The following is a 13,893-nucleotide window of genomic DNA, read 5'->3' as shown; positions in this document are numbered from 1 at the left end:
TTTTCTTATAAAACCATTAGAAGTTTATTTTACTTCCGTAAATAAACTTGGTGGAGCCTAGCGGGATCGAACCGCTGACCTCCTGCGTGCAAAGCAGGCGCTCTCCCAGCTGAGCTAAGGCCCCAAAGAAGTGGTCGGGAAGACAGGATTCGAACCTGCGACCCCTTGGTCCCAAACCAAGTGCTCTACCAAGCTGAGCTACTTCCCGATATATGGCGCGCCCGAGAGGAGTCGAACCCCTAACCTTTTGATCCGTAGTCAAACGCTCTATCCAATTGAGCTACGGGCGCAAAATTAATTCTATATTAGTAACGTATGGAAAGATATTTCGCTATCGCAAAAATCTTTGGTGCCGAGGACCGGAATCGAACCGGTACGGTAGTCACCTACCGCAGGATTTTAAGTCCTGTGCGTCTGCCAGTTCCGCCACCCCGGCAAATCTCTGGAGCGGAAGACGGGATTCGAACCCGCGACCCCCACCTTGGCAAGGTGGTGTTCTACCACTGAACTACTTCCGCAAAAGAAATGGTGCGGGTGAAGGGACTTGAACCCCCACGCCTTGCGGCGCCAGATCCTAAGTCTGGTGCGTCTGCCAATTCCGCCACACCCGCATATAATAGATGACCTTCGTAATAACGAAAACCCTATGGTAAGATATTTTGCCGGGGCAAAAATCTTTGGTGAGCCATGAAGGATTCGAACCTTCGACCCTCTGATTAAAAGTCAGATGCTCTACCAACTGAGCTAATGGCTCATCTCATAAAAAAATCAAATGGTGCCGGCAAGAGGACTTGAACCCCCAACCTACTGATTACAAGTCAGTTGCTCTACCAGTTGAGCTACACCGGCATGTGCTTTGCTACTTAATGAAAGCAATTCACGGAAAGATATTTTGCTTGCGCAAAAGTCTTTGGTGGAGGATGACGGGATCGAACCGCCGACCCTCTGCTTGTAAGGCAGATGCTCTCCCAGCTGAGCTAATCCTCCATATAATTGGTGACCCATACGGGATTCGAACCCGTGTTACCGCCGTGAAAGGGCGGTGTCTTAACCGCTTGACCAATGGGCCATTTTGATAAGAAAAATCCATGATGGCGTCCCGTTAAGAACATGTATAACTATAACAATTTATTTCGTAGAAGTCAACTTCTAAATAATTAAAAATAAAAACTTTTTTCTCTAACTTATCATACCATTTTTGTGAGCCGAAAAAGAATATACCACATGTTTAAAGTCTATATCAATAGCAAATCCAATTATCTTTCCAATTACTTGGTTCTTTTTTTGAGAATATGTAAATCGTGTTCCCCATTTCCGTTTAAGAACAATTCTCTCCCTTTCTGCCTGATCATAGATGAACACTCCACTGTATAAAAAAGGCCCCTAGTAAAAGGAGCCCTCTAAAAGATTGTTCAACTTCAATTCATGGTACCTTATTTTTTCCTGCAACTTCTTTTTGATTTGGCAGTCTAAGCATCCATCAAGTAATATCCGGTTGTACTGGATTCTTAATGAGTGCCATCTGATCCTCATTTGCGATAGAAATCGAGTCATCTTCATCATTTCTCCTCTAGCTCATAAATCGCAGGAGTCCGTTTCGAAAACTGGCAAGCATCGTCGATCCCACTGACATTAGCCCCTCTAGTTTTGCGTCACCACTTTTCAATGGTTTTGCCTTTATCGTACGAATTATGAAAGATTAATTTGTCATGCACGAGCGCATATACCTACTTTTAGCTCTATAACCACAGATAGTCATGTGTCATATTTACTACTTTTGAATAATACCACATTTTCCGAAACGATAAACCGATTATTCCTAAAAGAATGAAAGGGACGGGACGAATCGTATGTCTTTCCGTCCCCATCCCCTCTCCTTTTCCTGCCTATTCCATATAATTCAGTACTTCTCTTACGACTTCTTCATTAATCCCCCCACCGATCTGGTGGACGTGTGAGGAAGTTTTACCTTCAATAGCAGTAATCTGAGATATTTCCAGGCCGGTTTGGGAGACGAGCAGTACCGGTACGCCGAGTTTGGACGCAAGAGGACCTGCTGATAAGGCGTCAACCAGTTTGGCTGATTCGGATTTAGCAATTAATATGGTTGGATAGTGGTCTTCCGAATAGAATTTTTCAATCACTTTCGCATTGGTATCATGCCGGGAAAGACCGCTGATACGGTTGCCTTCCACATTTTTCGTTGTGATTCTATTCATTTCTTTTATGATTGCTGAATCAAGTACCGCCGCTCCCCCGATAAAGTGAGCATTCGATAATTCTTCAGATTTCAACCATTCATATGTGGCTTTCGGAACGGACTTTTTCTCTGAAAGAATGATAGGCTGCTTCACTTTTCCGGATCGGGCCGCAATCGACAGTGCGTCCGGCTCCCCTCTTCCATAAGCAAGATATGCTTCTGTCACATCGACTGATTTATCGAGCTGTTTCGCAATGAGTAATGACGTTTCATAGCGATCTATTCCTCCAATACGGGAAACACTGTAACCCAGCTTCACAAGGGTCCCTTTCACCTCATCGGAGATCACGCCGCCACCACCGATCAAAACGATTTTCTTTGTGCCTAGCCGCTTTAGTTCTGCTCTTGTTTCAGCCGGCAGCGTCCCCTTTGTTGTCAGGAGGATAGGTGCATCATGGGCAGATGCTAATGGAGTAGCGGTTAACCCGTCCGCAATTGCACCTCCATTAACTAAGAATACGGTGGAGGAACTTTCCCATCCCTGCTTGGAGACTTCGACAGCGGTGGAATACCTTGTTGAACCAATCAGAGTTTCCAGGTCAGGTTTTCGTTTCGCCACTTGTACTTTAGAAACCGTACTCTTGTTACCAGCTTGGTCTACTGCATGGACGCTGATTTCTGTGCCTGCTTTTTGCTTGCTGATAGCAATCGTGAATTCACCTTGATTGTTTACCGAAGCTTTTCCGATCTCCAATGATCCGACACTCGCATATACATTCGTACCCGCTTCCGCTTTTCCTGTAATTGCAGTGGACTGGTCACCTACTGGATTAACGGTCGGCTTGGCTGGCGCCGTTTTATCTTCAACCGTTACTTTTATCATTTCACTCTGGTTCCCTGCAATGTCCACTGCATAGATACTAATTTCAGAACCCACTTTTTGCTTACTGATCGTAACGGCAAACGCACCGTTACTCCCCGCAGTGACCCTGCCAAGCTCTTTTGAACCTGCTTTAGCGACCACGGTGGAATTCGCTTCCGCTTTTCCAGTGATGGCGGTCGTGTTATCCCCTACAGGATTAACGGTCGGTTTCACCGGTGCCGTTTTGTCTTTTACCATGAGCACGGCTGAACCACTTTGATTTCCGGCTTCATCGATGGCATAAATGCTTAATTCCGTTCCCGCTTTTTGTTTAGCGATCCCGACTGAGAATGACCCATTACTAGTCGCAGATCCAATGATCTCGGATCCGGCTTTGACCTCTACCGTTGCACCAGCTTCGGCTTTTCCGGTTACAGACGTGTGGCGGTCGGTTACTTCGTTTACGACTGGAGTTTCAGGGCTTGTTCCGTCCAACACCGTAAGCTCAGTAGCTTCACTTGTGGCATCATCTACGGTTACGGTAACCGATAAAGTTGTGCCTGCGGGTTGTTTTGGAATGAGTATATTGAAATTCCCTCTATAAGCATACTTACTGCCGATTACTCCGTCTTCATTCCTTACCTCCACATAGCACTCCTCATATTCTTCCATATACCCACTCACGGTCTCTGAATAGTCATACACTTGTGAAACCTGAGGAGGAGCTACATACCTGGCAACTCCGACTGCTTTTCTCGCATTCACCCGGCCGTGGCCGTAGAAATAATCCTTCCCGGCTGTTCCAAGGTCATCAGCTGAAGTGTACAATCGATCTGCTACTTGATCATTTGTCAGATAGGGTTCATTGGCTAAAATCAGTGCAGCCACTCCCGCCACTACAGGGGAAGCCATGGAAGTCCCGCTCATGTAGTCATAGTCATTATACGGGAGCGTCGAAAGGATGGATGATCCCGGCGCCGCTATATCTATGTCGTAACCATAGTTGGAAAAACTTGATTTTGTATCATATTCGGTAGTCGACGCGACTGAAATGACATTGGGATAGGAAGAAGGATAGTGTGAAGCACTGGTATCTTCATTCCCTCCCGCTGCCACCACCACTACCCCATTATTGTACGCGTATTGAATCGCGTCATTATAGACACTACTATATTGATAGCTTCCTAAACTCATGTTGATAATGTCCGCTCCGTTATTCACTGCATAGTAAATCCCCTCGATGACATCGGAAGAATAAGCAGATTCTTCATTAAAGAAAGCATCGATCGGCATTATGGCCGTCTCTGGTGCAACACCGGTCACACCCGTCCAGTTATCCATGGAACTTCCTATTATTCCGGCTACATGGGTACCATGATCACCTTTGGTCATGGTTGTTGTGTTGTTCACTGTGTCATAGGGAGCAACGATTCTCCCCGCAAATTCCGTATGATCCACATCGACACCGTTATCGATCACAGCCACCACCACATCAGGAGAACCTTGTGTTTGATCCCACGTCCTCTCCGACTCAATCGTTTGATGGTGCCACTGATAATCATAATATGGGTCATTAGGTACGTGGTCCAATTTGATCAGGTGATCAGGTTCTGCATACTCCACATCACGATTTTTCTCTAAATCCTTTATAAATGAGTCTACATCCTGCCCTTCAGGAACATCCATTGTCACGATGGGAGCGGTAGCATCTTCTTGGCTTGCCAACACCTCATATCCCTCTATAGCCGATTTATCCACGGGCTTTTTCAGCTTCACGATCACTCGTTCCGCTACTTTATCCCCAAAAGAAGTAGATTCACCTTTTGCTTCCACTGATTCAGCTGAATAAAAAGGCATACCGAACAATCCTAAAACCATCATCCAAACCAACAATCTTCTCATATACATTCCCCTTGTTCTCGTAATCTACTACAATTTCAAAACCACTTATAGGCACTTTTACATAATACTTCCAAACTAGTGAATAAGCAATATTCTATATTAATTGAAGTGGTCAATCCTTGTCCTGACTATGATAACAGGGTGACGGCGAGCGTTGGGAAATATTTAAGGCAAGGGACCAAGCAAGTATGGCGCGGAATCATCGAACAGAACCTTCATATCACCAGGGAATTCGAAGGAGTCGCGATCCTGACGGAAAATGGATTCATGGATCATCCCGAAGAAGCGAAGCTGATGATTGATAAAGACTACCAAAAAGAAGTGGCAAGAGAAGCGGCTCAAGGCGTGCTGGAATACTTTAACCTTCCGTATGTGCCTGATGTGCCTAAACCAACTGAAAAACCGAGGGAGGAAGATGATATGTTAGAGAAAGCGATAGTGATTGGCACGTTTAATGATTATCCGGCAGCGGAATTGTTGGCGAACAGATTAAAGTGCCCTATTTATCCCCGTAATGCGATAAATGGCAAAGTGGCAAAAGAACTGATTGTCTGCGGAGGGAAGAAGGATGGGCTGATCGCTGATACAATTGTCGTTCTTTCAGGGGCAGACCGTTATGATACGTATAGAAAAATAGAGGAGTATCTTAAGAAGTTATAAGAAGGATTCGGTTTACAGGACTAGAATAAACAAAACCCCAGGACTGCTATTCAATCAGCATTCCTGGGGTTTTCATTTTACTATGGACGGTACTCTGTTTCACGCCAGGGGGAAACGAAATCGTTCCTTACTCCCGCTTCTTCCCCTTTTCCCCCTTCTCATCTACCTTGATCACAACAGTGGTCAAAGGATCCAGGGTCAACGTATCTTTCGTCATTGTAAAACCAGACTTCTTAGAGACCGTCTTAGTTCCAGCCTCGTCGTTGTCTACTACAACTTTTCCTTTAGAAAAATCATAGTCGCCCAATGACAGTGTCCTTGCTTTATCATCCGCATTCACAAATACATAATACTCACCCGTACCATCCGTCGATACGTTCTGATAAGCAAGCAGTAAGTCCGTATCAGCGATTTCAGGGATATTCATGAGGGATACATTCTGGTCGACCAGCTCTTTGTCGCCGAGTCGGAACGCATTGGTGGATCTTCTCAGCTTGATCAATCCTTCTGTGTATTCCCGTGTGGTTGTGTTGATTTCGTATTTCTTCTTGTTCGTTGCTTTTTCCCAGTCAAACATGTTGATGCTGTCGGATGAATCGTAGGAGTCGTGGATGAAGTAGCCGAATGGGTCTCCATTTTCGTCCTCTAACTCATGGTATTTCTGTTCCGGTACGCCTTCACCGAGCCACTGCTTGGTCCGGCCGTATTCCTGGCCAGCGTGGATAAAAGCTGTTCCCTGGGATGTCAGGATCATCGAGTTTCCAAGTCTGATCCGTTTATGGATTTCCAGGTTGTTTTCCGGGATGGCCGGGTCCTTTTTAATCGATTGGGCAATGACGTCGTACAGCGGCAGATTATCGTGGGCCGCGATGTACTGGACCATGTCGCCCGGATCGTCGTCAGCCGTGTTGCCCGGCTGTCCTTTGATGTTGTTAAAAATCGTATTGATGTCGCGGGCGCCACCGGTCAGGAAGCGCGGCTCACCCTCTGAACCAAATCCGGACTTTAACTCGTTCCGGATTTCGTCTGAGAAGACTCCAACGTCGTCCGTTTTATCCATCCAATCCTGATCGGCCCCCATTCCTTTTAATGAAGGATCCGATAATTGACCGGCGAATGTTCTCCAGCCTTCCCCGATGAACAGAGCGTCCGGGTTGATTTTAGCCGCGGCGTCGTAGGCTTTCTGGATAGCAGGGTAGCTTGCATCCCCCATCATATCGAAGCGCATGCCGTCGATCTTGTATTCGTCGAACCAGTATTTCACGGAATCCACCATCAGCTTCTCAGCCATCACATGGTTGGTAGCGAGGTTATTCCCGAAGCCTCCGAGGAAGTTCCCCTGCTCATCCTGGAACGCATAATAGTTCGGCACAATATCGTTCAGTGTGCTTGTTTTGGCCATATGGGTATAGACGACGTCGAGGACGACTCCCATGCCTTTATCATGAATCGCATCAATCAATCGCTTCGTTTCTTCGATGCGCAGCTGTGGATCGGTGGGATCTTCTGAATACGCACCGTCCGGGGAGAAGTAGCTGTGAGGATCATAGCCCCAGTTGTACTCGTTGCCTCCCGCGGAATACTCAAGCTCCCGTTCACCCATCTTCGTTTCATCACCGTAGTACCAGGCCATGATCGGAAGCAGCTGGACGTGGGTCACACCCATTGATTTGATGTAATCAAGCTTTTTGATGAAGGCGTCATACGTGCCCCATCTTTCCTTTTTCAAATCCTTCTCGATGGACGGGTCGGACGTGAAGTCACGGACATGGATCTCATAGATGACCGCATCCTCCCGTTTTTCATAGCCATCGATGGAGGCATGAGTGAATTTCTTAGGGTCCGTCCCCTTCAAGTCGACGATCGCCGCTTTTCCGACGTTATCGCCGTCAGGACCCGCTTCACCCTCTGTGTTGACGGTGAAGGCAGCCATGGATTTGGCGTACGGATCGAGTACCTTTTTCGTTACACCGTCATTGGTGACTTCGTATTGATAGTAGTACCCCTTCAGATCCTTCACACTTAACTCTTTCGCTTTCACGTCTGTCGACCAGACACCTTTTTCACCAAGAGTCAATTCGACGCTGCCTATTTTCGTTGCAGCATCTTTTTTATCAAAGAAGTTTGCCACCACTTTGCTTGCTTTCGGTGCCCACAGTTTTAACGTGGCATTTCCTTTTTTATACGTGGCACCAAGGTCATCCCCATCGTAAGCATACTTGTTATCAAGCAGTCGCCATCCGGCTTCTGCCGAAACGGTCCTGCCCGAGTAGGTGATGGAAAGAGGAAGCTTTTTCAGGTCAAAATCAGCTTTCACTTCCAATGTTTTGTCACCCGTGATCTTGGCGCTGTTTACTTTCACATCGGAACCAGCACTGTCTTTGATGGCCAAACCTGATAGCAGTGCGTCCTCCGTCAAACCATCCGTCATCGTAAAATTCAGGGTGATCGTGTCATCCGAAATGACTTCAGATGAAACGAGTCCTGTTGCCACATCTCCATGAGGGGAAATATAGACATTATCTTCGCCCTCTTTTACCCATAATTGATCATACTTATCGAGGAGGTTGAATGTTTTGTCTCCGCCATCCTTCTCACCGGTTGCTTCATTTAATACAAGGAAACCGATCTGTTTGGCATCATCATTCAATTCAACGTCTACATACGCACCGTAACGATCCTTTTTTGAAAAATCCAGTGCGCCCGTCGGCCAGTTCTCTGTAGGGGATTTCACATCTCCCCACGTCCATAGACCAAAGTTTTCATACTTCCCGTCTTCACGGTCATAGTGGATGCGGACCGTGTTTTCCGGCAAATCAACCGGCTCGTACGTATACACCTTATCCGATCCCTGCTCGATCCAGATTTCATTCACGTCAGGATTTGTAATAGAGAAGGCTTTGTCTCCGCCGTCCTTACCCGCATCGCCTTTCGTAATATCCATGACGAGGAAACCGATGTTTTTTGCCCCTTCAGCAAGCGGCACGTCAATGTATGCCCCGTAGCTGTCGGTTTTTTCAAACATCGTCGCTCCTGTCGGCCAGTTAGCCGATGGTGATGCCACGTCATTCCAGAGCCAGGCACCGAGGTTTTCGTAGTTTCCGTCTGTTCGGTTATAGTGGATGCGGATGTTGTTTTCAGGTACAGGTTCCGCTTCAGGGTCCTCTCCTCCTGCTTCAGCACCTGTGATGTTTCCTCCTTCAACAGTGAGCAGTGCCGTACCTCCGTCTGCTTTGGAAGGAAGGGTCAACGTTATGTCACCCGATTCAGTTGTAGGATAGGTTTCTCCAGAATAAGCATTCGTCACGACCGCATCAGGAGAATCAACCGTCAACGTGATCTCTTTCCCTTCATCCGCCACGTTTAACCCGACGTATACGGAGTCGTCTTGGTAGTCACGTGAGAATAAGAGGAACTTGTCGCTGTTCGAACCGCCGACTGTATGTCTCTCCCCCTTCGCGAACACATCCGAATGTGCTCCCCTGAAGTTCAGGATCTTCTTATAGTGATCCAACACATCATTTTTCTCTACATCATCCCAGTTTAGGTCATAGCGGTTATCATACTGGGGATAATTATTCGCTCCGCTCTGCCCAAGCTCTTCACCATAATAAATGACCGGCTGCCCTTTCGACGTCGCCTGCAGGGAGGCTGCAAGCTTCAGCTTTCCTTTGTCCCCCCCGAGTGAATACAGGAAGCCGTCTTCATCATGGCTCCCCAGGAATTGTCCCAGTGTGGCCGTGTTATCGATCTTTCCATTTCGGGCCGTCAGCTTATCATTGGCCGCTTTCAGGTTGCCGTCCACAAACTCACGGGCGATATCCTTGAATCCGAAGTCGAGAAGGGAATCCATCATCCCCGTATCAAGGTAGCCGTAGTCATTGTCAGCACTTGCGCCCCATGCTTCCCCGATCATTTTGTGCTTCGGCATTTTTTCCGTGATCGCATTCTTGAAAGCCATCCATGTGGCGTTTTCCACATGCTTCACCGTATCGACTCGGAAATAGTCGATCGTATTGCCCTTATCCGTTTTCGCTTTCTCGATCCAATCGGTCTGCCAGTCGATGATCTGCTGGCGCACTTCAGGATTTTCTGTCATGACGTCAGGAAGTCCGGCAAGTTCACCGACCACTTCGTCATTGCCAACATTGCCCTGACGAAGGATATCGCTGTACTTTTCACGTTCGGCGTCCGTCGGATACCCGGCAGGACGTTGATCTTCCGGCAGCTCGCCGTCGATTTCCTTCAATCCATAACCGGTGTGGTTCAACACGACATCCACCATGATCTTGATCCCGCGGTCATGTGCCTCGTCGATCAGATTATGAAAGTCATCCATGCTTCCGAAGTGAGAATTGAGCTCGCCGAAGTTGCTCGCCCAATAGCCGTGGTATCCGAAATATGGCTCCCCTTCTTCCCCTTTTCGCACATCATACTTCACATTCTCCACAACCGGACTGATCCAGATCGTGTTAACGCCAAGCTTATCAAGGTAATCAAGTTTTTCCGTGATCCCTTTAAAATCTCCGCCTTGATACGTTCCACGTTTCGACTTGTCATAATTCAGGTTGTAAGGATCATCATTCGATGTATCCCCATTAAAGAATCGGTCTGTCAGCATGAAATAAATGATCGATTCATCCCAATCAAGGTCGGAATCGCCGACAGACTGCCTTGCTTTCACTTCGATTTCAGTGCTCCCTTTATAAACGTTTCCGTAAGAATCCACTGCGGTCAGAGGAATCGATTTGGTTCCTGCCGTAATGTCATCATCCACAGAAAGGGTCACTTCATTTAGTGACGGATCGATTTCAAGCTTCTCCGATCCGCCTAATGAAGAAACATCCGCTGTCATTTTTTGAATCGTTAAACCATCTGTCAATCCTTCGATGTCAACATTCAAGACGGCGTTTTCATTATAGTCCACAGCTGCAGGAGCCACAGAACCCGTCACTGTCAGCTCGGCTTTCTGGAAATCAAGGACCGATTTGCCGTCCGCCGTATTGTAAGGATCGCTCACTTCCGTCGTCACGCCATCTTTTGTGACTAAAAAACTATACTCATTTTTCCCGTTAGGAATGTTGTCGTATGGCAGAACGAATCGCTCATTCTCCGGCTCATACGTCATTTCCTTCGTTTCCCCGTTATACTTTAATTCGACTTTCTCAATTCTATCCATTTGATCGTTTTTGAAAAGGTCCTTGTCACGATAGTAGAATGTCGCATCCCCTTGATCGATGACCGGCGCGGAACCGTCCGGTACGATGCGGATTGTTTCGACACCGCTTGTTATGTAAGCCTTGGTGAGGGTGTCGTTCTTATTCACCTTGATGAAGCGGTCGTCGAATTCCTTCTCGGCTGTATTCCAATCCTCGGTGCTCCGAAGGACAAATCCGATCTGCTCCGTTTCAGGTCCAACGGCGATGTTCGCTACCGCCACACCGTTTTCGTAGGAGTCAAAGTTGATTTGATTATCCTTCACTCCTGTATTCCATGCCCATATGTTCCAGCCGTCGTACGTTTCATCTTCACGATCATACGTGAAGCGCACCGTGCGGTCACCGGAATCCGCTGCGGTCGCCGTTTCATTTCCGTCGGCAACGGCAGAAGCCGCCGGAGCGAATGGTGACCACAGGCTGATCAACATCATCAATGTCATTATCATTGAGATGTGACGCTTTGTCCTATTTCTCATTCATGTTTTCCCCCTTATTAATTGGATAAGTAGAATAGTAGCAGTGCTCGTGATGATGTTATGGAAACGTTTGCACAATTGATTAAAAAAATGTGAGGTGACTCCCGGGGTAGTTATTCCGAACTAATGCAAACGCTTGCAATTGTCTGTCTTTTTTATTTTACAATAGATGGGTGGAGGGTGGCTATATGACTATTGGGGGATTTTTTTACATATTGTGCTTTTTCACTAGAAACGGATCTTCTGGGATCTATGGTCTTGGGTATGCAGAGATTTAGTAATCAATGATTGGAATCCTCCATATTAAAGCCTATATTCACTCGCATTATAATATAATAAAGAGAGGGATTTTATGACGGGGGTGAGTTTTATGAAGAAAATGGTTTCACTTACCTACTTATTCGGCGTTGTCTTCATTTTAACCAGTGCACTTTATTTTTTCGCTTCTAACTGGCAGATATTTTCGCGGCTTGAGAAAGTGGCTTTAGCGGGGGCTTTGATCGTCTTATTCTATGGAGCCGGTTTTCTGTTGGACCGGGTTTTGAAGGGAGCCCATTTCCTTACCAATTGGCTGTTGGTCAGCGGGGTGATATCCTTTGGTCTTTCCGTTGCGTTGCTCGGACAGCTGTACAATTCCCATGCGGACAGTTACTTATTGTTTCTTGTCTGGTCCATTCCCGCCCTGTTGTTCAGCTTGTACACACGATATGGCGGATTTTATGCATTGACCCACATCCTCATCCATTTGACGATCTACTTTTATCTATTCCCATCCACACCATTCGGGCACTGGACCCTCGCACATACGTGGATCGCATTCGGAGTCGGCATCGCGAATACGCTCCTATTTTTCATCATCAAAAAGGGACTCATCCATTCAAAACCATTGCTTTATTTGAGTCTCGTCTCAGCCAATCTTCTTCTTATCGTCACGGCTTTCGATAACGATTATTCCGCTTTCTTCACCCTGTTTTATATAGGCATCCTCGGAGTCGGGGTGTACCGGTATTTTCATAAGGAAACATCCATCTTTATCATTCTATCGATGTTCGGAACAGGCTTTATCATCATCAAAATGTTCGAGCTGATGGCAAGGTACGTGTCCAGTTTGTTCTTCGTCGGTCTCTTACTGGCCGCCATTTTGTTATTAACGGGAAGTGTTTTCCTTGTGAACTACTTACGAAAACATTCCGCTTCCCGCGACTGGACAAAGACGATCTTCGTGGCAAGTGTCACGACAATTGCTTCTGTTTTCATCGTGGCGTCTGTTTTCGGCCTGCTTTCATTGTTCATGGTGGATGTCTCTATGATTACTCTATTTGTTTTGGCGACGGTATTTCTCGTCGTTCCGAGTACAGTAACGGGCTGGCCGTCTCCTGTAAAATATTCGCTTATGATGACCGGCATCGTGATCGGGATGATAGCAAGTGGGTTTGATGAGTTTTCCTATGTCATGTTCTTTGTTTTCGCCTTTATGTTTTACTTTGAAAAACGGACTGCAGCGAGATTTATCTTTTACCTGCTGTTTCAATTGAATACAGCTATTTTCTTAGGGCAAACGATGGAACTAGGCGTTCATGCTCTTCTTGTGGTGATGGTGCTCATAAACCTGATTGCCTATCTCCTGCTGAAAAATAAACAGTTCCTTCAGTATGGAGCGTTTCTCAGTGGATTCTTAGCCTTTTTCTTGTTAACGACGATCGATCTATCGTTTAGTCTTCACATTATCTACTGCACGCTATTTTTTCTGATAGCTACCCTATGCGTGTATTTTTTCAAAAAGCAGTCCCTCCAGCTTTATTGGGTTTCCTCCCTACTTTTCTGGTTCATGTTGATCGTCCAGCTGTATTATGATATTGCCTGGAAGCTCGTTCACAAATCCCTGCTCTTTGCCGTGTTGGGCATCGGTTTCTTACTGGTGGCCGGATACCTGGATAGGAAGGGTGGCTTTGACCAGAAATTTCACTCGATCCTTGCAGGGAAAATGCTCGGCATCCTCTTCATTATATGTCTTCAAGGCGGATGGATCGGGTATCAGGTGTATTCAAACGAAACCCTATTGCAAAACGGGGAAACGGTCATCCTGAAACTTCAACCAGTCGATCCGAGATCTCTCCTACAGGGTGATTATGTGGAATTGAACTACAGTATTTCACAACTCGAGGATACTTCCATCGATGACAGCGGACCTGTCACGATTGTATTACGTGAAAACCCACAGGGCGTCCACGAATATACAGGAGTTTATAAGTTTAATGGAAAGTGGAATGCGTTTTATGAAAAGAAGCCCGGGGACGTGCTCTTAAATGGAAAAGTGACAAGCTCGTGGGACAACAGTGCCCAGGTCACGTATGGAATCGAACATTTCTTCATCCCCGAAGGAACCGGTCTGGATGTGGAAGGGAAGGTGAAGACTGCGGTGGTGACGGTGAGTGATAAGGGGGATGGAATATTGGTGCGGTTGCGGGACTGAGTGTTCTGCCCCTTAGTCTTATTAGAGTGAAAGAGGTTGGCTGAAAGGGAGTATTCCTATAAGCCAACCTCAAAATATTTATGCTCTTTCTAAAAAGTTTG

The 13,893-nt window shown here is 46.6% G+C and carries 4 protein-coding genes, 10 tRNA genes and 1 riboswitch; of the genes, 2 read left to right on the top strand and 12 right to left on the bottom strand.

Annotated features, from left to right (window positions below; all coding sequences use genetic code 11):
* Positions 1 to 48: 48 nt before the first annotated feature.
* The 11 genes from ATG71_RS06565 to ATG71_RS06515 form a co-directional block, all read right to left on the bottom strand.
* Positions 49 to 124: transfer RNA gene (locus tag ATG71_RS06565), tRNA-Ala, on the bottom strand.
* 7 nt (positions 125 to 131) lie between these two features.
* A tRNA-Pro gene (locus ATG71_RS06560) sits at positions 132 to 208 on the bottom strand.
* Between the two features lie 5 nt (positions 209 to 213).
* Positions 214 to 290, bottom strand: a tRNA-Arg gene (locus ATG71_RS06555).
* A 57-nt stretch (positions 291 to 347) separates the two neighbouring features.
* Positions 348 to 436: transfer RNA gene (locus ATG71_RS06550), tRNA-Leu, on the bottom strand.
* A 7-nt stretch (positions 437 to 443) separates the two neighbouring features.
* Positions 444 to 518, bottom strand: a tRNA-Gly gene (locus ATG71_RS06545).
* An 8-nt stretch (positions 519 to 526) separates the two neighbouring features.
* Positions 527 to 611 (bottom strand) — tRNA-Leu (locus ATG71_RS06540).
* A gap of 67 nt (positions 612 to 678) precedes the next feature.
* Positions 679 to 754: transfer RNA gene (locus tag ATG71_RS06535), tRNA-Lys, on the bottom strand.
* A gap of 19 nt (positions 755 to 773) precedes the next feature.
* Positions 774 to 849 (bottom strand) — tRNA-Thr (locus ATG71_RS06530).
* A 62-nt stretch (positions 850 to 911) separates the two neighbouring features.
* Positions 912 to 987: transfer RNA gene (locus ATG71_RS06525), tRNA-Val, on the bottom strand.
* Between the two features lie 7 nt (positions 988 to 994).
* Positions 995 to 1,069, bottom strand: a tRNA-Glu gene (locus tag ATG71_RS06520).
* 527 nt (positions 1,070 to 1,596) lie between these two features.
* A riboswitch (cyclic di-GMP riboswitch) is annotated at positions 1,597 to 1,686 on the bottom strand.
* 200 nt (positions 1,687 to 1,886) lie between these two features.
* Positions 1,887 to 4,964: a S8 family serine peptidase gene (locus ATG71_RS06515; RefSeq protein WP_179886479.1), complete on the bottom strand. Its 3,078-nt coding sequence runs from the start codon at positions 4,962 to 4,964 to the stop codon at positions 1,887 to 1,889.
* 78 nt (positions 4,965 to 5,042) lie between these two features.
* Here ATG71_RS06515 and ATG71_RS06510 point away from each other — a divergent pair, with 78 nt between their 5' ends.
* Positions 5,043 to 5,624 carry an N-acetylmuramoyl-L-alanine amidase family protein gene (locus ATG71_RS06510; RefSeq protein ID WP_098438934.1) on the top strand — a complete coding sequence of 194 codons (582 nt, stop codon included), beginning with the start codon at positions 5,043 to 5,045 and terminating at the stop codon, positions 5,622 to 5,624.
* A 127-nt stretch (positions 5,625 to 5,751) separates the two neighbouring features.
* Here ATG71_RS06510 and ATG71_RS06505 read toward each other — a convergent pair whose 3' ends face one another.
* A complete protein-coding gene (locus ATG71_RS06505) occupies positions 5,752 to 11,319 on the bottom strand; it encodes a pullulanase (protein ID WP_098438933.1) in 5,568 nt (1,855 codons plus the stop codon).
* Between the two features lie 370 nt (positions 11,320 to 11,689).
* Here ATG71_RS06505 and ATG71_RS06500 point away from each other — a divergent pair, with 370 nt between their 5' ends.
* On the top strand, positions 11,690 to 13,792 hold the full coding sequence (locus tag ATG71_RS06500) for a GDYXXLXY domain-containing protein (RefSeq protein ID WP_179886478.1): 2,103 nt from the start codon (positions 11,690 to 11,692) through the stop codon (positions 13,790 to 13,792).
* Positions 13,793 to 13,893 lie beyond the last annotated feature (101 nt).

The organism is Bacillus sp. es.034, assembly GCF_002563655.1.
GTDB lineage: Bacteria > Bacillota > Bacilli > Bacillales > Bacillaceae_B > Rossellomorea.
The sequence above is the reverse complement of the archived record's forward strand: the minus strand, read 5'-3'. Positions and strand labels throughout refer to the sequence as shown.

Bases quoted from the DNA above. Each gene is read 5' to 3' on its own strand.
- ATG71_RS06515 (WP_179886479.1), bottom strand. From the start codon at position 4,964: ATGAGAAGATTGTTGGTTTGGATGATGGTTTTAGGATTGTTCGGTATG.
- ATG71_RS06505 (WP_098438933.1), bottom strand. From the start codon at position 11,319: ATGAGAAATAGGACAAAGCGTCACATCTCAATGATAATGACATTGATG.
- ATG71_RS06500 (WP_179886478.1), top strand. From the start codon at position 11,690: ATGAAGAAAATGGTTTCACTTACCTACTTATTCGGCGTTGTCTTCATT.